14 protein-coding genes and 1 tRNA gene are annotated in these 20711 nt (G+C 33.9%); 5 read left to right on the forward strand and 10 right to left on the reverse strand.

Annotation, left to right across the window (positions count from 1 at the left end):
• The 4 genes from HY951_13915 to HY951_13930 form a co-directional block, all read right to left on the reverse strand.
• Nucleotides 1–4755: fibronectin type III domain-containing protein (locus HY951_13915; GenBank protein ID MBI5541158.1), on the reverse strand; the 4755-nt coding region annotated here is incomplete at its 3' end.
• A 134-nt stretch (nt 4756–4889) separates the two neighbouring features.
• Entirely contained in the window at nt 4890–5831 is a 942-nt protein-coding gene (gene trxB / locus HY951_13920) for a thioredoxin-disulfide reductase (GenBank protein MBI5541159.1), read from the reverse strand.
• Nucleotides 5832–5998: 167 nt separating this feature from the next.
• On the reverse strand, nt 5999–6889 hold the full coding sequence (locus HY951_13925) for a DUF4249 family protein (GenBank protein ID MBI5541160.1): 891 nt from the start codon (nt 6887–6889) through the stop codon (nt 5999–6001).
• 2 nt (nt 6890–6891) lie between these two features.
• Nucleotides 6892–9231: a TonB-dependent receptor gene (locus HY951_13930; protein MBI5541161.1), complete on the reverse strand. Its 2340-nt coding sequence runs from the start codon at nt 9229–9231 to the stop codon at nt 6892–6894.
• A 188-nt stretch (nt 9232–9419) separates the two neighbouring features.
• Here HY951_13930 and HY951_13935 point away from each other — a divergent pair.
• Nucleotides 9420–9493, forward strand: a tRNA-Pro gene (locus HY951_13935).
• A gap of 181 nt (nt 9494–9674) precedes the next feature.
• Nucleotides 9675–11537, forward strand: a complete 1863-nt coding sequence (locus HY951_13940) for a hypothetical protein (GenBank protein MBI5541162.1) — start codon at nt 9675–9677, stop codon at nt 11535–11537.
• Nucleotides 11538–11581: 44 nt separating this feature from the next.
• On the opposite strand, the gene HY951_13945 is transcribed toward HY951_13940, so the two are convergent.
• Complete coding sequence (locus HY951_13945; GenBank protein MBI5541163.1) at nt 11582–12376, reverse strand: LexA family transcriptional regulator; 795 nt, start codon at nt 12374–12376, stop codon at nt 11582–11584.
• Nucleotides 12377–12490: 114 nt separating this feature from the next.
• On the opposite strand from HY951_13945, the gene HY951_13950 reads away from it, so the two are divergent.
• Together HY951_13950 and HY951_13955 are read left to right on the forward strand one after the other, a co-directional pair.
• A complete protein-coding gene (locus tag HY951_13950) occupies nt 12491–13759 on the forward strand; it encodes a putative DNA modification/repair radical SAM protein (GenBank protein MBI5541164.1) in 1269 nt (422 codons plus the stop codon).
• Nucleotides 13760–13792: 33 nt separating this feature from the next.
• On the forward strand, nt 13793–14566 hold the full coding sequence (locus tag HY951_13955; protein MBI5541165.1) for a TIGR03915 family putative DNA repair protein: 774 nt from the start codon (nt 13793–13795) through the stop codon (nt 14564–14566).
• A gap of 86 nt (nt 14567–14652) precedes the next feature.
• Here the strand turns inward: HY951_13955 and HY951_13960 are convergent, their stop codons facing one another.
• The 3 genes from HY951_13960 to HY951_13970 all read right to left on the reverse strand — a co-directional run bounded on the left by HY951_13960 (nt 14653) and on the right by HY951_13970 (nt 16530).
• Complete coding sequence (locus HY951_13960) at nt 14653–15066, reverse strand: VOC family protein (GenBank protein ID MBI5541166.1); 414 nt, start codon at nt 15064–15066, stop codon at nt 14653–14655.
• A 158-nt stretch (nt 15067–15224) separates the two neighbouring features.
• Nucleotides 15225–15584 (reverse strand): hypothetical protein, encoded by a 360-nt coding sequence (locus tag HY951_13965; GenBank protein ID MBI5541167.1) that lies wholly within the window; start codon nt 15582–15584, stop codon nt 15225–15227.
• Nucleotides 15585–15609: 25 nt separating this feature from the next.
• Nucleotides 15610–16530: a cation transporter gene (locus HY951_13970; protein ID MBI5541168.1), complete on the reverse strand. Its 921-nt coding sequence runs from the start codon at nt 16528–16530 to the stop codon at nt 15610–15612.
• A gap of 190 nt (nt 16531–16720) precedes the next feature.
• Here HY951_13970 and lepA point away from each other — a divergent pair, with 190 nt between their 5' ends.
• Nucleotides 16721–18508 carry an elongation factor 4 gene (gene lepA / locus HY951_13975; protein MBI5541169.1) on the forward strand — a complete coding sequence of 596 codons (1788 nt, stop codon included), beginning with the start codon at nt 16721–16723 and terminating at the stop codon, nt 18506–18508.
• A gap of 107 nt (nt 18509–18615) precedes the next feature.
• On the opposite strand, the gene rlmB is transcribed toward lepA, so the two are convergent.
• Both rlmB and HY951_13985 read right to left on the reverse strand, forming a co-directional pair.
• Nucleotides 18616–19359 (reverse strand): 23S rRNA (guanosine(2251)-2'-O)-methyltransferase RlmB, encoded by a 744-nt coding sequence (gene rlmB, locus HY951_13980; GenBank protein ID MBI5541170.1) that lies wholly within the window; start codon nt 19357–19359, stop codon nt 18616–18618.
• A 29-nt stretch (nt 19360–19388) separates the two neighbouring features.
• A complete protein-coding gene (locus HY951_13985; GenBank protein ID MBI5541171.1) occupies nt 19389–20660 on the reverse strand; it encodes a GWxTD domain-containing protein in 1272 nt (423 codons plus the stop codon).
• Between the last annotated feature and the right edge of the window lie 51 nt (nt 20661–20711).

A 20711-nucleotide genomic window follows, 5' to 3' on the forward strand; every position in this document is an offset into this window, starting at 1 on the left:
AGCATCTGTAACACTTATAATACTATATGTAGTTGAAACAGTAGGTGCAACATTTGTAGTGAATGGACTTGCTGCTGCATTAAATGTAGCAGGACCAGAACCATCATCACCAACCCATGTCCAAGGACCTGTTCCTGTTAAGGCTAATGTTATGTCAGTATTTCCACCATTACAAATCGAAACAGCACTAGGACTTGTTAAAGCAATTGTAGGTAATGGATTTGAAATAACTGATACTTGCCATGTAGAAGTTGATGTTCCATTTTCAGCAGTAACGGTATAAGTTACCGGATTTGTAAAATCCTGTGCAACACCACTAGCTGGAGAAATTGTTGCTCCTGGAGAAACAGTAATTGTTGGAGTTAGAGCAGTAATATTTGTAGCGCAAGGCATTAAAATATTAACTGTATTTACACCAACTGTACTTGTTGTTTGAGAAGGAATATCAAAAGTTAAAATGTTATTTGCAGAACTGAGTTGTAAACCTATTTTTACGTCATCAACAAAAATATTATTTCCATAAGCACTAACTGCTTCAAAAATAACATAACGACCGTTACCTGTAGAACCAGCAGGCATATTAAATGCATATTCGTACCATTGATTGGCAGTTGCTTCAACAGGAGATAAAGTGTTCGAACGATTTATTGTACCTAGTAAAGTTGCACCAGTTGTATTTGGTAATGTGTTATAATAAACATTTACTAAATCTGCATTTGTAGGGTAACCATTATCGCGATACATCCAAAATCTTACTTCGTATAAATCACTTGGTAAATCTAAACCTGGTGTAACCAAAATACCTGTTGTTCCGGTACTATAATTATAGCAATTATAGCTTGACATTGCAGCACCTGAATGAGGCGTACAAGTTGGATAAACACCAGTAGTTTGTCTATCCCATGGAGATGTACTTGGATTTGACCAACACATTGGGGCATAAGTTGCACCATCAAAACTTTCTATATATGGGAAAATATTTACATTATCACAAGGAGTTACAAAAGTAAATGGGCCAACCCAAGTACTTGTACTTCCACCGCAATCAGCTTGTACATAAAAACTATAAGAAGTATTAGATGTTAGTGAAGTTAAGCTATATGAATTTGCTGTTAAACCAGAAACTAAGGTTCCAGTACCTTGAGTAAATCCTAAAGTACCCCATTCAATGTTCCAAAGTAATTCTGTACTGCCAGCAGTCCAACCTAAAGTTGCAGCACTATTTGTGATACTTGTTGCATTTAAAGCTGTTGGAGCAATACATGCAGGAGGTACTGTTACGTTTACTGTATAGTCTTCAAAACAACCCCAGCTTCCAGTATAACAAGGTGTTGCAGGACCAGCATCAAGTCCACCAATTCTCATTCTGTGATTACCAAGTGTTGCTGTACCAGGAACTACAAATGTTGCAACTAAAGTTGTTGGATTTGAAGCTAAAGATGTACCAGTATAAACCTCTTCACCTAAATCAAGAAAATCTAAATCATCATTCCAATCAATCCATATTTTTGTATCATATGTATAACCTGTTGCGTAAGTAATATTTACAGTAACAGTTGTTAATTGTGCAATATTTGCAACCATTGCTGAATAATCACCATAATTACCAGTTTCTGCAACAGTAGTATTGTTAATTGTACCACAAGTTACATTTGTAATTCCAATACCATCAACTGAAGAAGGAGCTGGAGTACAGTAACCAGTAAAGAAAGTAAATGGTCCGGCCCAAATACTAGTACTTCCACCACAATCAGCTTGAACATAATAGCTATAAGATGTATTAGCCAACAAACTGGATACGGAATAAGGATTTGTAACTCCGGATGTTGTTGGTGTACCTGTTGGAGTAAATCCTAAAACACCTAATTCAATATTCCAAAGAACCTCTGTTCCACCTGCAGTCCAACTAAGAGTTGCAGAATTTGCTGTAACTCCTGTAGCAGTTAAAGCTGTTGGAGCAACACAAGCCGGAGGAGTTGTAACAGTTATTGTATAATCTTCGAACTCACCTCTAGAAAGACTTGCGCAAGGTAAAGAAGGATTAGAAGAGTTATAATCAGTAACAATTCTCATCGTATAATTTCCAAGTGCCGTACCAACAGGAATAGTAATAATTCCAGTAAATGGACCATTACCATAACTTGTAGTATTAAAAACTTTTTCAGTTGTATTATCAAAAACTAAATCTTTATTCCAATCTACCCAAATAGAAAAACCAACTGTACCACCAATTATACTTGCATTAAAATTGAAAGTGCTATTCGCATAACCTTGAACAACCTGTGCTGTGCCATTAAAATAACCACCAGTTGCAAAACCTGATGCTAAATTTGAAATATTTAATGAGCCACCAGTTGTTGTAAAATTATCAACATATGATAAATTACTTACACTTGAAGGAGTACAATATCCTGTATAAAAAGAGAAAGGACCAGCCCATGTACTTGTACTTCCACCACAATCAGCCTGAACATAGAAAGAATATGCTGTATTTCCGGTTAATCCAGATAAATTATACGAAGTTGAAGTTAATCCATTTACAGTTGTTCCTGTACCTTGAACAAAACCAGTTGTACCCCATTCAATATTCCAAAGTGTTTCTGGTCCATTTGGAGTCCATCCAAGAACAGCAGAATTAGTAGTAATAGTTGTTGCAGTTAATGCTCCAGGAACCAAACATGAAGCAGGAGTAAATTCATATGCTCCCATATCTGGTGTTGTAGCATTACGGGTAATTCCATCAATATCTAAAGTAATTAGAACTGGAGTGCCTAAATTATTTAAAGCTGGATTTGATGGATGCAAATCATTTGCTCCAACAAAAATCGGATCAACATTTAAGGAATTTGCATCTTGTGTGCTTGCTGTTTGCCAGTTAGCTAATGTTGCCTGATCAGCAGTAGCATATCCTACAAAATTATTTGTTCCGGCAGCAATAAATAAATCGTTATAATTTGAAGTAATTGTTGCAGCGGCAACTTTATAAATACAATACCTTTTTGATGTAGCATTACCAGATACAGAAAAGTTTGCAAAAATATTATTTGCTAAAACTACAGTACCTCCATTAATGTATGCAGCAGCTACTGTTGCGTTTCCATTTAAGCCAACATTAACAGTATTATAAGAAAGGGCAACTGATCCAGTGCCAGTCATATTAACAGCTAATGGACGACATACCATAGTTGCACTTGCTGTAGCAATTGCATGTGAGAAACCATAAATTATATTGTTGTATGCTGCTCCTTGAAAAGTAGCAGGTACATCCAATCTAATTCCATATAATAAAGCAGTGGTTGCTGTTGATGTACTTGTTATATTATATACCTTATTATTAAATACCTGACTATTACCTCTTACATTTTCCATAAAAATACCATAAAGGGTAACACCACCTGTTACAGTTGCGTTTCTAACAGTATTGTTAAAAACCATTGCATCCTGACTGGAAGTTAAACGTAATGCACTTAAAGTTGAGCCACCATTTCCAATATCATTTGCAGAATTTGCTCCGATTGTACAATTGCTTACTTCAGTTGATAAATCTGGAAAAGCTGCTGTTCCTGTACAAACAATACCATTGTATGAATTTTCAATTACAACAAATTGAAATTTATTATTTGAATTTGCACCAGTAGCATTTGTTGCAGCTGTTGCAACATTCTGATAAATACCTCTTGAGCCAGTATTTGCTCTGTTTAATATAATCTTACAATTTTTAATAATATTATTTTGTGCTCCATCAATTGCAGAAGCATTTTTAATAAAATAACCGTACTCAACTGCACTACCTGTAGCTTCAGTTATATCTATTCCATCAAAAGTAAAATAATCGCCACCATTTATTGTAATACCAGCATCAGTTCCTGCTGTTCCGGTAGGTCTTAAAATTGGATTTGCACCAGCTCCGAATTTTTGAAAAGTAATAGTATTTGCAGCTGTACCGGTTGCATTAATTGCAGGTACATCCTCAGTAAATGTTAATCCTGTAAGAACGCGGAATGTAACAGCACCAGAAATACCATCACTGTTTAAATAGGTTGCAGCAGCAGTAAAAGATGCAAAATTACCAGTACCATCATGAAGCATTGGAACAGATGTAGGAAGTGTATTATCAATTGTGTAAATTCCATGTAATGGACTTGGAGCTTGAGATACTAAAGATATCTCATCAATTGATGCAGGAGGATTAACACCACCCGAACCATCATTTTTCCATCCAAAGATTAGTCTGAAAGTTGTTCCTGCTAATCCGGCTGGTAAAAAATATGTTGCTGTTTGATAGGTAGTTTGAAGTACAAGATAATTTGTTGTACCTGTAACATCAGTACTGCCTGTTACTGTCATTGAGTTTGCAACCGGAGTGCTTGTTGTTGGAGCAGTATAAACAAAAGGTCTATCCCAAGAACCTGACTCACCACTATTTTTCCATTTAAACGATAAAACTATTTTTGTTTCACCAGCTGGAACTGTTATATCTTTATAAAAATAAGATACTTGAGTCAATGTGTTTGTGTATGCATTTGTAACTCCTAAATCATTAGAAACAAATGCTGCATTTGTTCCGGCGGAAGGCACTGAAACAGTTCCTACATTCCATGTATTTGTAGCGTCATTTACAGTTGTCCAACCATTTGCAGTAAAGTCTGCACCTGTTTCAAATCCACCATCACCGGTAGGATTAATCAATATCGTTTGCCCATACGTAAACACGCTGAACAAAACCGATACAATTAGTAAGGAAATTTTTCTCATAATTTATTTGATTTTGGTTTATTTTAAATTATTAATTACAAAAGTAAGCAAGAAAAAGATACCACCCATATATAATTAGTGTAAACTTCTAATTGTTTAGTCAAAAAATGTTAATGATAAATGATGTGAAAAGCCTAGTTTTTCTCTGAGATGTACCTTTCTGCATCAATTGCAGCCATACAACCACTGCCTGCAGCTGTAATTGCCTGACGATAGTGTTTATCCTGAACATCACCACAAGCAAAAACTCCGGAAATATTAGTTTTACATGTTCCTGGAACTGTTTCTATATAGCCCACCTCATCAGTTTTAACCCATGGTTTAAACACTTCACTATTTGGCTGATGACCAATCGCTACAAAAAAACCATGAATAGAAATATGAACTTCTTCGTTGTTTTTATTTGTTAAAAGCACACCAGTAACTCCAGACATATCACCAACAATTTCCTTTGTTGTATGCTGAAATAAAACTTCAATATTTTTAGTCTTAAATACCCTCTCCTGCATAGCCTTTGAAGCACGCAAAAAATCTTTTCTTACAACAAGATAAACTTTATTACACAACCCAGCAAGATATACTGCTTCTTCACATGCTGTATCGCCTCCTCCGGCAACAACAACATCTTTTCCACGGTAAAAGAATCCGTCGCATGTTGCACATGCACTTACTCCGGTTCCTTTAAATTTTTCTTCTGATTCTAATCCAAGATATTTTGCTGTAGCTCCTGTTGCGATTATTACTGAATCTGCTTCAATTAATTTATTGTCATCAATCCAGACTTTATGAATTGGTCCTGAAAAATCAACTTTTGTTGCTATTCCAAACCGGATATCAGCACCAAAACGCTCGGCTTGTTTTTTTAGGTCTTCCATCATTTCTGGTCCGGTAACACCTTGTGGATAACCAGGAAAATTCTCAACCTCAGTTGTTGTTGTTAGCTGACCACCTGGCTGTAAACCTTCGAACAATAGTGGTTTTAAATTTGCTCGTGATGCATAAATTGCAGCAGTATAACCTGCAGGTCCACTTCCAATTATAAGGCATTTTACTTTTTCAGTTGAAATATCGCTCATGTTTTTTATTATTTATTCCTTTTGCATTCGCCGCAGCGTATCAAAGGGTTTTCATTGCATAATTAGATTTTTCACTTTTCCGCCGCTCCGCTGCGGCAGAGGACAGAATGACATTCTTTTTTTAAGAAAGCAAAGATAATTATTTTTTTATTTCAGCATCTCTTTACCTAATTCGGGATATGAAGTGTATCTAAATATACTCCATATCCACCCCAAACTCCAAGAGCTCCACCAGAAATATTTGTTCTGGCAGTAATTGGAGAGGCAAACGGATTGCCATCAGTCATAAACTGCTGTTCAACCGAATACCAAAAATCGTAATGAAAAGCATCTATTGTACAAAGCTTTACCACTACAGTTTCGCCCTTTCTGAAATAAAACCGTGAAACACCTGCTGAATCAAGCCCTCTATTATCATACATATTATCTTCTAGTGGATTACGACCTCTTTCTAATGAATATTCGCAAAATTGTCCGTTAAAAAATTTATCATCGGTTACAGAAGGATAAGGTCTAAGATAAATACTATCTCGTCCTAAAACTTTTGTAAAAATCCGATAATAATTACCTAATGTATCCGGATCAATAAGATAAAGCCAAACAAAACCTAAAGAATCCTGATTTCTATCAACTTTAAATTTTAAACTGTCTATTTTTACTGTCGGATAAATTCCGGTATGCGACGTATAAATTTTATCACCTATCTCAACTTTTAACCAGTATGTTTTTCCTGTTTGCCCAATTATTGTACTCCCAACATATTTGAATTTAGGAAAGACATAAGGATCATAAGTGATAGTTAACGAATCAGTTGTCACACCATCTGTAACAGAAACTCTGGCATTAAATTTAATCATATTTAACAATGCAACAGAGTCAACCGGATCAAAATATGGAGCGTTCATTGTTACAAAAACCCAAGCTAATTGCCCTTCTTCAATTGCTCCTTCAATAACAATTTTTGATTCAGGTGTGGGTAAATCAACTGTAATTTCCTTTTCACAGGAAATCATTATCCACGAAATTGAAAATAATATAATAGTTAATATTCTGTTCATTGTTAAAACTTAAAATTAAATGTTAAAGCCGGCAAAATAGAGAAGAGTGAAATTTGTTTGGCAGTTGTTTTAATAGAATAATGCTCAAGATCAACATCTGAATTAAAATAAATCATATATGGGTTTTTTCTATTATAAACATTATACACAGAAAAATTAAGTAATTTTTCCCATTTCTTGTTTTTAACAGGAAAATTATATGTTATTGACACATCAGCTCTGTTATAAGCAGCCATTCTGAATGAATTTCTTTCACCATATTCGTTTATTATTCTGCCTTCTATCATATATCTCGCAACCGGCAATGTTGTTGCATCTCCAGTAGCATAAATAAATACTGCTCCAAAAGACCATCTATCATTAAGTTCATATGTGCAAGTTACTGAAAGATCATGTCTGCGGTCATATTTTGCAGGATATTCTTTTCCTAAATTAACATCATCAAATTGCCTTACTGTTTTTGCAAGAGTATATCCTACCCATCCGGTAGCTTTACCTACACGTTTTTTAAAGAAAAATTCTGCTCCATAAGAAGTCCCTTTTCCAAATGTAAAATTATTATCAGGATTATTTGCCATGTTATCATCTGACGTTGCTCCTTCTTTATAATCGATAAGATTTGTTATTCTTTTATAATAAACCTCTACAGATGTTTCAAACATGTCCTTTTTAAAATTTTTAAAATAACCAAGTGCATATTGTGTGGCAAACTGCGGTTTTATTAATTGTGTACTTGGCATCCATATATCCGTAGGTAATGTTGCCGACGACATACTTGCAAGATGAATATACTGATAGTTCTGCGTAAAACTTGCTTTTATCGAAGATGTTTTATTAACAACGAGCCTAATTGAGGCTCTGGGTTCAGCATGTTTATATGTAACAAGAACCTCTCCTCTTTTATAATAAGCGGTATCCTGATTTCTGCCTAACTCATCTCGCAAGTAACGTGTAAAAGGTCCAATCTGCTGAAAAAGTGTTCCTCTTACCCCTGCAGAAATTTTCACATATTCACTTAAATCGTATTCATCAGTAACATATACTGAAGCATCATTAGCATAATATCTGATAGTTGCACCGGTATTAAAATCGGTTCCTCCAATTCTTGCGGTTGCACTGCTTGGAGTAAAAATATGATAAATATAATTTGCACCAAATTTAACATTATGCAATATTCCTGGTATCCATGTAAAATCTGTTTTTACACTAAAGTCACGAACACCACTGAATAACTTAAACTCAAAATCGTCCATCTCTCCCTGAAATTCGAATTTATAATCGCTGAATGTTGCTGTGGTATTCAAAAATAGTTTATCGTTAAATAAATGATTCCACCTTAATGATGTAGTTGCATTTCCCCAAGGGAACCTCATTGTAAAACCATCTTTTTTATTTTTGTACGAAAAAACATCCCTTCCGAAATACCCGCTTAAAAAAACTCTGTCTTTATCGGTAAACCGATAATTTATTTTTGTATTTAAATCGTAAAAATAATATCCTGTACCCTGATAATTTGGCTTTAAAAATGGCTTAACTATAACATCAACATATGTTCTTCTTCCCGAAACAATAAACGAACAAGTATCTTTTTTAATTGGACCCTGAATAGTTAATCTTGATGAAATAACACCTATTCCTCCATCAACCTGCAATTTTTGATTATTACCATCTTTCATTGTAACATCAAGCACAGAAGACAGCCTTCCTCCGTAATTTGCAGGCATTCCACCTTTAATTAAATTAACATCCTTTACTGCATCGGCATTAAAAACCGAAAAAAATCCAAACAAATGACTTGCATTATATACTATTGCCTCGTCAAGTAAAATCAGATTTTGATCAGGACCTCCTCCTCTAACATAAAAACCTGCATTACCCTCACCACCTGAAGAAACACCGGGCATTAACTGAATGGTTTTTAAAATATCCACTTCGCCCATGAAAGCGGGAATAGATTTTATTTTTTCTATTGGAAGTTTAAAAGATGACATTTCAATACTCTCAATATTTTTATTTGTCTTCTCACCTGTTACAACAACTTCGTTACCTATAATTACAGCTTCTTCCTGACTAATATTTATTTTTAAATCTTTATCAAGTTTAATTTTCTGAGTAAAATCTCTGTAACCGATATAAGAAACTACTAACTGATATTCACCCTTTGGCAGAGTAAGAGAAAAAAAACCATAACTGTTAGTTACAGTTCCTTTTGATAATTCTTTTACATAAATATTTGCACCAACAAGATCTTCACCTGTGCGTTTCTCGCGAACATAGCCACTAATTGTATACTTCTGCCCAAAAGCTTCTACTGTAAAAAAGACTAATGCAATTTGTATCAGTAAAAAGAATTTCAGATAGAAACTCAATTTTCTTAAATTATAATAGTCAAAACGTTTCACTTAAAATTTTTATAAAATGCAATCAGATGTAAAATTGCTAAAATTATTTATTTATTAAAAATTTGCAGTTAACTAAACGTTAATTTACTTTTGCAATCCTAAAATAATTAAATGTTATTTAGAATAATCGGGGTGTAGCGCAGTTGGCTAGCGTACTTGCATGGGGTGCAAGTGGTCGGAAGTTCGAGTCTTCTCACCCCGACAACCTAAAAAGAGGCTAATATTCAGCCTCTTTTTTAATTCATATTTTCGTATTAAATATAAATTATTTAATTTGCTAAGGCATTATTCAATAATTTAATTTCTTTAATGTTTTTTGCAAAATATTATTAATAACACTCTTATACTCATATCTTGATTTAAATACTTTAAAAATAATTAATATGAAAAAAGTTTTTTTACTATGTATTTCTGTAATGCTTTCATTATGTTTATTCGCACAAACACCACAATCATTTCAATATCAGGCAGTGGTTAGGGATTTGACCGGTACCATTTTGATTAATCAGTCTGTAAATTTTCAAATAAGTATTTTATCGGGTTCAATAACAGGTACTGTAGAATATATTGAAACACATGCCGCTTCATCAAATGCATTTGGAATAGTAAATCTAAATATTGGAACTGGAACTCCTGTTCAGGGAACATTTTCCGGAATTATTTGGGGAAGTGCTTCGCATTTTATTAAGGTTGAGGCTGATCCTACAGGAGGTACAAATTATTTAGATATGGGAACAACTCAATTATTATCTGTTCCTTATGCATTGTACTCAGAAAAAGCAGGAAATATTCCAACTTATACTGGCGGAAATGGAATTGATATAACAGGAATTACAATTTCAAATACGGCACCCGATCAGACTATTACTTTATCACAAAGTGGAGCAACTACAGTTAGTGGAACTTATCCTAATTTTACTATTAGTAGTACCGATTTAAATATGGGTACTCCTGGTGGATTAAATAAAACAGTTCAGTTTAATAATGCAGGTGTATTTGATGGTGACACAGCTATGATTTGGGATAACGCAAATAAAAGACTTGGTGTTGGAACTACTGCACCAAATGGAAGAATGATAGTACAAGGAAGTACTACCGCATCTCCAGGTGAACCTCTTTTTGAAGTTAAAAATGCATCTGGTCAATCTGTTTTTGTGGTTTATCCAGATAGCGTTCATGTATATATTAAAGATGGAGGTGCAAAATCAAACAGAGGCGGATTTGCAGTAAGTGGCAGAAATAATGCAAAAGGGTTTACTAACCATTTTCTTTCAGTAACACCTGATAGTACTAGAATTTTTACAGGAGATCCTTCCTTAGGATTTGGAGTAGAGGATTTGGGAGGAGGTTCATCTACAAGTTATATGAATATAACTCCTCTGAATTATTTCATTGGTCATCAATCAGGTGATTCGATTACTACAGGTATGTATAATTCTTGTTTTGGATACCAGGCTGGAAAAAATTTAAGGACATCACAAAGTAGTATTTTTATTGGCTATCAGGCCGGATTAAATACTGACAGTTCGCATTATAATGTTTTTATTGGAAATAATGCAGGGTTCATGAATACAAAAGGAGATATGAATGTTGCCATCGGAAATTCAACAGGTTATTCAAATACTACAGGAAGGTTCAATACTTTTGTGGGAAACACCTCGGGTTCTTTTAATTCTACCGGAAGTTTCAACACCTTTGTGGGACAGGAATCAGGTATATTGAATACAACAGGAGAAAATAACACATATGTAGGTCAAAGAGCAGGTTATAATAATATTAATGGGAATGACAATTTTGCCGGAGGCTCACTATCATTATATAATATGCAATCAGGATCCGGTAATGTTGCAGCTGGTACTGCTTGTGGATTTTTTCAGACTTCGGGTAATAATAATTTATATCTTGGTAATTATTGTGGATTCAGCAAAACTTCAGGAGATGATAATGTTTTTGTTGGTTCAGCGGCAGGCCTAGGAAATTCATCAGGAAGTCGTAATGTTTTTATTGGCAATAATGCAGGCCAATCCGAAACCGGATCAGATCTACTTTATATAGATAATTCTAGTACACCAACTCCATTAATTTATGGAGACTTTGTTCAAAACAAGGTTACAATAAATGATCTTTTAAATTTAGCTCCAAGGTTTGGTGCTCCAGCTGCTCCTTTGGAGGGAGATGTATATGTAAATGCAGCAGATCATCACATTTACTGCTATTTGAATGGCATCTGGAAGCAATTAGATTAGATATTTTCGCCTTTAAAATTAAAAAAACGGTATTTACCGTTTTTTTAATTTTTCTTATCCTTTTTCAAATCTTCAAGTTCACTTTGCATTTTGTAAACCATTGCAGTTAATTTTCCCATATGCATTTCATCTGGTTCTGGTAATGAAAAGCAAATATAACCTAACGCTTTCCATACCTCAGAAATAGTGCTTACAGGTAAAGTGTAAGGGTCATATTCAGGGTTGTCCGATTTTAATACTATTGTATCATGCTCATTGTTATAAAGACGCTTATAAACTACTCCATCGTCCTGCGTAATCAGCACATACGTTTTGCCATCTTTTACTTCGCTCCAGTTTTGCAAATATTCACAGATGATGTACGAGCCTGAAGGTATCGGCTGCATACTGTTACCTTTTATCTGAAATGCCCTATAAGTTCTATTTTTGCTGAGTTCTAAAAGAGGCAGGTTAAATCTGGGTAAACTCTCAATAAAATCCGGATCGGCATAACCATTCAAATAACCTGCCGAAGCCTTTACCGGAACCAGTGTAATAAGTTCCTCGTTATCACGGTCAACAAGAGTAGTTAGTACCCTTAAACCTTTGCCCGCAATGTCAACATTATGGCTAACATTATTATTTTTTTCGGAACTCAAATCGGTATTCACAAGATTGTCGATAGTTACGTTGAAATAATGTGAAATAGTTCGCAGAGCTTCAAGTTTTGGAACTGCACGACCTTCCTCATAAGAACCAATCATCGCACGATTTACACCTAACTTGTCGGCAAGTTGATCTTGTGTAAGCTCCCTAACTTTTCGTAAGTGTCTAATATTAAGACCTAAATAATTATTCATAAATAAATTTGCTAATTTTATATCACTTACTAATTTTATTAGTATTTTTGAAGATAAAATTAGGAATAAATAAACAGAATCCCAAATCTGTTTTAATCATTTTTTTACACACACATGAAAGAAGAAGTAATAAAAAAACTGGAGATTCTTGCAGGTGCAGCCAAATACGATGTCTCCTGTTCATCGAGTGGCAGCAATCGCAGTAACACAAATAAAGGAATTGGAAACGCAGCATACTGCGGTATCTGCCACAGTTTTACCGAAGATGGTCGATGTGTTTCGCTACTAAAAGTAATGATGACAAATTATTGTATGTACGATTGTGCATATTGTGCAAATCGCAAAAGCAATGATATTGAAAGAACAGCTTTATCGGTTGATGAACTTACAGAACTCACAATTTCTTTTTACAGAAGAAACTATATTGAAGGTTTATTCCTTAGTTCGGGTGTAGTAAAAAGCCCAGACCATACAATGTCGCTAATGACTAGGGTAGCAAAAAACCTACGAACCTTGCATAATTATAATGGTTACATACATCTGAAAAGTATTCCGGGTGCAAGTCCTGAATTAATTCGCCAAGCTGGTCTTTATGCCGACAGGTTAAGTGTAAATATTGAAATACCGACAGAAGCCAATTTAAAATTACTTGCTCCTGAAAAAGATTACACCAGCATATATACTCCCATGAATTCAATTCATCAGGGAATACTCGAAAACAAAGAAGATACAAAAAAAATTCGTTCAATTCCGAAGTTTGTTCCTGCAGGACAAAGCACACAGCTTATTATTGGTGCTACTCCGGATACAGATAACCACATTTTAAGTCTTGCTTCAAACCTTTACCAGCACCAACAGTTAAAGCGTGTATATTACTCTGGTTATATTCCAATAAACACCAACGACAGCAGACTTCCTGCAATTATAACTCCGCCTTTGGTTAGAGAAAACCGGCTTTACCAATCAGATTGGCTTATTCGATTTTATTCATTTAAAGTTGATGAAATCGTAAATGAAAAACACCCAAACCTTGATCTTGACATAGACCCAAAATTAAGTTATGCTCTTCGTAATCCATGGATGTTTCCCATAGATATTAACAAAGCACCTTATGAACTTATTCTAAGGGTTCCTGGTATAGGAGTAAATTCTGCCAGACTAATAATTGCATCAAGACAGTTTGGAAAAATTAATTCGTATCAACTTCAAAAAATGGGAGTTGTTATGAAACGTGCACGTTACTTTATTACCTGTAACGAACTTTCTTCGCCAACTGTGAACGAAATTAAACCCGAAAATCTGAAACTCTTATTGATGAAACAACTCCCAAAAGCAAAAAAAGTAAAATATCCTGGACAATTAAAATTATTTGATGTTGCATAATATTATAACATTTTTATAAAATGTTTCAATAGAATGAATACCTGGATTTACGATAATAGTTTTGAAGGATTTCTTACACTTGTGTTTAATTGTTATGAATTAAATATATTTCCAGATATTATTAAAGGAAACAGAAATAATCAACCTTCAATATTCCCCGAAAGCTATGAAGTAATAACAGATGAAACAAAAGCAAAAAGGGTCTGGAACGGACTACACAAGAAAATTTCAAATAGTAGTTGCCAATTGTTATACCATGCATTTCTTTCAGAAATATGCGATGTAGAGTTAATGATTTTACACTACATAAGGGAAGTATTTGAATCACCGATAAACATTGAATTAAATTTCGGCAATCATTACATTCTCGAAATGCTTAAAATGGATAAAAAAGTAACCCGAGAAGCACAGCGGGTTCTAATGTTTACAAGATTCCAGAAAACTACTGACGAAATTTATTATGCCTCATTCGACCCAAAATACAATGTTTTACCTTTAACCATAAATCATTTCGAAAACAGATTTGCCGATCAGAAATGGATTGTTTATGATACACGTCGTAATTATGGATTTTATTACGATTTAATAAACTCGACAGAATTCAGGTTTACTGAAAACACAATAAATCGAAACACAGGCACAATAGACAAAAGCATGATGGCAGAAGATGAACAACTCTTCCAGGAACTATGGAAAAGTTATTTTAAATCAATGTGTATAAAGGAGAGAATAAATCCGAAACTTCATATGCAACTTTTACCAAAACGTTTCTGGAAATACCTTACCGAGAAACAAAACAATGAATAATTTTTATATCTAAAACAAATTGACCTACATACAATCCTGCAACAATAAACCAGATAAGCTCGGTATGATAATATAACGTTTTTATATTATTTAGTTAATCCACCTGTTATCTTTGCATATTCTATATCTTCGGGTTCCCATAATTCAATTTTGTTTCCTTCAATATCTAATATGTGAATAAATTTACCATATTCATATACTTCTATTGAATCAACAATTGTAACCCCATCCTTTTTTAGCTCCTCAACAAGAGCTTCAAGATTTTCAACTCTGTAATTTATCATAAACTCTTTTGTTGAAGGCTCAAAATATTTTGTTTTTTCGGCAAAAGGACTCCATTGTGTAAACCCCTTTTTAGTTGTATCTTCGCCCTGTCTCCATTCAAAATTAGTCCCGTACTGATCGGTGTTAAAACCTAAATGTTTTTTATACCATTCCTTTATTTTCTCAGGATCTTTACACTTAAAAAAGATACCTCCAACACCTGTTACTTTCTTCATTTTAAGACTTTTCTCTGGCTGTATCGTTTTCACGTTGTTAATTGGTTTATTTGTTATCATTTTATTTAAATAAAAACCTAAACCAAATGATGCTAAAATAGCCAGAATTATTAAAATTGTTTTTTTCATACTGGTTAGTTTTCGAATTCTTTTTATGCTTATTTCTCTATTACCTTAATTACGGGCATCTCAATGTGCTTAGAGTCACCAAGCCTGCCCTGCATCATTATTTCATTTCCGTTCTGATCATATTCTTTTGGCTCATTCTCAAGTCCCTTAACAATTATATATGATCCTGTAATTTCAATTTTCTTTCCATCAAGTTTTTTTGCCTGCTCAAAGCTAATATTAACAATATACCCATTAATTGAATATCCGTCCTTACAAGCCATTTTCGGTTCATCAAATTTTGTTATAATTGTAACAACTTTTCCGGTATCAGAAATTTCTTCTTTTGGCTGCTGTGCATATAAACAAATTGAAGAAATAAATAAAATTAATGTAAGAATATTTCTCATGTGTTTTATTTTTATGTTACTAATATTAATGAGTATTTCTGTTTAAATCCCTAACATCTATATAAACTGAAAGTATATTGGAGCTTATTGCCAACAAATCTTTTCGTATCTCATTTAACTGACATTCTATTTCCTGTCCGGAAGCATTATTCTCAACATCAACAGAAATTATAAGTAAGAACCTACCTCTACCCATTACCATTGCATTAATACAATTAACATGTTTCACTATGCTATTTTCGGCGACTTTTGCTTTTAATTTATGTCGTAAATCACGCGGAATATTTTCACCAATAATAAGTTTTCGTAATTCATTTGTTAAAAACACAGAAACAGTAGCTAAAATTAATCCCACAAAAACACTTCCAATGGCATCAAACACAGGATTTACAAGCCAGGCTAATAATGTTGATATTAAAACTACTATTAAACCTGCAAGAGCAGCAAAATCTTCAACAAGTATTACAAATAAATTAGTATCTGTTGATTCTTTAAGTGCTGTAACAAATCTTACTCCTTTAAATAATTTGTTAAACTCGGTATATGCAACGTGAAAAGATTTGGCTTCAATTATTATTGCAACTATTAAAACCCCAAACGACCAATAAACATGATTAATTTCTGAGGGAGCAAATAATTTATGCACTCCTTCATAAACAGAAAATATTGCTCCAACAAAAAACAATAATATTGCAACCATAAAACCCCAGAAATACTCTTCTTTTCCATAACCAAATGGATGCTGCTCTGTTGCCGGTTTAGCAGAACGCTTATTGCCGATTAATAAAAAAATCTGATTGGTACAGTCGGCAAAAGAATGTATTGCTTCGGCAAGCATGGCAGAACTTGCTGTAATAAATGCAACTATAAATTTAATTATTGCAATAACCAGATTTCCACCCAGTGCAAAAAATATAGCTTTTAATGATCCGTTTCCTGTTGACATAAAAAATATTTCTCAAACCTACAAAAGATATTCTTTTCCAGCAAATCTATAACATTAGGTAATAATGATCACATCTAAACAACCACTCTTTATTGTGCTGTATTCCTGTCGTTTATCTAAATATTTTTTTGATGGTTTTTTCTTCAATCCAAAACATTATCTTTGCATTTTAAAAAGCATTTAAATTTACATGAAACATATTCGTAATTTTTGCATTATAGCTCACATCGATCATGGAAAAAGCACACTTGCCGACCGTTTACTAGAAGAAACAGGAACTGTTATTGGCAAGGACTTACAAGCACAGGTACTCGACGATATGGACATTGAACGTGAGCGTGGCATAACCATAAAGAGCCATGCCATTCAAATGAGCTATAAAGAAAATGGACAGAATTATATTTTAAATTTAATTGATACTCCCGGTCATGTCGATTTCAGTTACGAAGTTTCCCGCGCTATTGCGTCATGTGAAGGCGCATTACTAGTAGTTGATGCAACACAAGGCATTCAGGCACAAACTATTTCAAATTTATATCAGGCAATTGATCACAATCTTGAAGTAATTCCGGTTTTAAATAAAATGGACATGGCATCAGCAATGCCCGAGGAAGTTAAAGACCAGATTATTGATTTAATCGGTTGTAAACGCGAAGATATTATTGAAGTAAGCGCCAGAACAGGAAAAGGAATACAGGATGTTTTAAATGCTATAATAAAAAGATGTCCTGCTCCTAAAGGTGATCCAAACGGACCATTACAGGCACTTATTTTCGATTCTGTATTTAATTCATTCCGCGGAATTATTGCTTATTTCAGAATTTTAAATGGTACTTTAAAAAAAGGAGAACACGTTAAATTTGTTAACACCGAGCACGATTATCATGCTGATGAAATAGGAGTCTTAAAATTAAAATTAAGCCCAAGAGATATGATTAGCGCAGGCGATGTGGGCTATATTATTTCAGGAATAAAAAGTGCTAAAGAAGTAAAAGTTGGTGACACAATTACACATGTTGAAAACCCTTGCGATAGTGCAGTTGCCGGATTCGAGAATGTAAAATCTATGGTTTTTGCAGGTATTTACCCTGTAGATGCCGACGATTACGAAGAATTAAGAGCATCTCTTGAAAAACTTCAGTTAAATGATGCCTCGCTAACATTTATTCCCGAGTCATCTGCTGCTTTAGGTTTCGGATTCAGAGGCGGATTCCTTGGATTATTACACATGGAAATTGTACAGGAACGTCTGGACAGAGAGTTTGACATGGACGTAATAACAACAGTTCCTAACGTTTCATACAAAGTTGTTACAACAAAGGGCGAAAAGCTAGATGTTCACAATCCATCTGGCTTACCGGCTCCTACCTTAATTGATTTTATTGAAGAACCATATATAAAAGCTCAGGTAATTACAAAAACAGAATATGTTGGTGCAATTATGAATTTATGCATCGACAAACGTGGGGTATTACTTAGTCAGACATATTTAACAACAGACAGAGTTGAGATCAATTTTGAAATGCCTCTTGCAGAAATTGTATTCGATTTTTATGATAAGCTAAAAAGTATTTCAAAAGGATATGCTTCATTTGACTACCACCCTACCGAATACAAACAGGCTAAACTTGTAAAACTTGATATACTTTTAAATGGTGAGCAGGTTGATGCTCTTTCAACATTAATTCATTTTGACAATGCTTACCCTTTTGGTCGTCGCATGTGCGAAAAGTTAAAAGAATTAATTCCCCGTCAACAATACGAAGTTGCTATACAAGCAGCAATCGGATCAAAAATTATTGCAAGAGAAACAATAAGTGCAATGAGAAAAGATGTTACTGCTAAATGTTATGGCGGTGATATTTCCCGTAAACGCAAGTTGTTAGAAAAACAGAAAAAAGGAAAAAAGAGAATGCGTCAGATAGGTACTGTAGAAGTTCCACAATCAGCATTCCTTGCAGTATTAAAGCTTGATTAACACACTTTCATCATAAAGTCATCATTAGAGTCAAAGGACTTGATTGAGACTCTTTCATTATACTCTTAGTAAGCCTCAGAGTGGCTAATACAAATTACAAGAATAAATTAACTATTCCTTTGCTTTACCACTTCAAAAAGTAAAACACCTGTTGCCACAGAAACATTTAAAGAAGCAATACTTCCTGCTAAAGGAATTTTTACAGCGTTATCGGCAAGTACTAAAATTGAAGATTGTATTCCTTCATCCTCAGAACCCATAATTATTGCAGTAGGAAGAACAAAATCAGCGTTATAATAAATCTTATCAACTTTCTCTGTTGCAGCAATAATCTGCACCCCACTTTGCTTTAAGTAAGTTATAGTTTGGTTAATAGATTTTTCGCGACAAATTGGAACAGTGTGCAAAGCGCCTGCAGAGGTTTTTACTGCATCGGCATTAATAGTAGCTGCACCTTTTACAGGAATAATAATTGCATGAACACCGGCACACTCAGCAGTTCTGACAATAGCACCAAAATTTCTCACATCAGTTATACTGTCTAGAATTAAAAGTAAAGGAGTCTCTCCTTTTTCATAAATTCCCGGTAAAATCTGTTCAATTTTGTAAAATGTTATTTCTGAAGTATAGGCAATAGCTCCCTGATGTACTTTTGAAGTCATCCTATTCAACTTTTCGTTTGGAACAAACTGAGTAGGAATATTACTCTCGCGAGCAAGTGCAAAAAGTTCTTTAAATAACTCACCACTTGCCTGCTTACTTAGAAATAATTTCTCGATTTCTTTTCCGGAGCGGATTGCCTCAATAATTGCATGTATTCCGTATATTGAACTTTTACTTCTTTCTGACATTATGTTAAATTTATTGTTTTTGTAATTTGTTAGTATGCTACAGAAAACACTCTTCCATTTCTCCAAGTATCAACAGCCTGTGTCCACGATATCTTATACATTTCATCCCTGTTCAAAATATAATCGTTGTTTGTAAAAGGGTTGTCATTGCGCATAAAATTAAAAACAAGAGTTTTATTGCTCTGTGTTGTACCATATATCCAACGCTCAACATTTTCTGATTTATATATTGTTACAGGTAAACCAAAAATTATGTAAATAAGCCCTCTGTCTGTTTTCCAACCATCGGTATAACTCGAAAAATACAAGTTTGCCAACATTACCCTAGTATAATAAACCCTTATGAGTTCACGAGCACGGTTAATATTTCCACCTGCATCCAGCCAGAATTTATCTGCCGATTCTTTTTTGTTAGCAAGCAAATTCATGTCGTTAAATTCCTTTTGAGTTGTTAGCATTTTTAATGGTTGCAACAACTGTCCAGGCGTTGTAACTTCCGGGAAAGAAGGAAATAATCTTATTGCAGAAAATCCAAAATCAAGTGTATCCTGATAAAAATGCATTATCCCTTCACCTTTCATTACAAACTTTGACGTATCAGTAATCCATATAGTTCTTGTTGAATCTGGTTTTGGAGGTATAAATTTATTAAAATTACCCAAAGAATAAGGTGAAGGTCTTAAAACAAACTTATTACTAAACCATGAAACTTTCCATTTAGTTGTCATTTTGTTTCTAAGTACAACTTTAAAAGTATCTGTATCGGTTCTTAATGGCGAAAAATATGGAACATCATTTAAATCAGTAAACAATGCATCGTTTTTGTTAATACGTTTACCCCGTTCAATTGTAAGGAATTTTTGATTTCCCCTATCCTGATTAACATCATACACGGTTAAATCAACGAAGTAGGAGATTGTATCTTTTACTTTAATATCAATAGCTTTAATTATATCAGTAGCTTTATCAGGATGCTTAATATGATAATAAATTGTTGCACTATCGCATAATGTTAAGGTTTTTGCAGAACTATATAGTAAATATTTTATTCTAACATTTGCCTGAGTAGTTTTTTCGTTAGGAGCATACATCAATTCGCTGCTTTTAATTTTAATATATACTTTCGTTATTGTATCGCTTTCATTAAAAACAACATATTCGGGATGTATATTAGTGCTACTCGGATTATAAATAAATGACACATTTAAATTTCTTGAGCTACCAGAATTCTGATAAGTAGCACACGAAGTAGCCAACACTAAAAATAAACTTATAAATATTAAATATCTGAATTTCATCATTATTTTAAAATATCAAAATTACAGCATTTTAGTTTAATTGGTTATGGTAAA

It is taken from the genome of Bacteroidia bacterium, assembly GCA_016218155.1.
Classification (GTDB): domain Bacteria; phylum Bacteroidota; class Bacteroidia; order Bacteroidales; family GWA2-32-17; genus GWA2-32-17.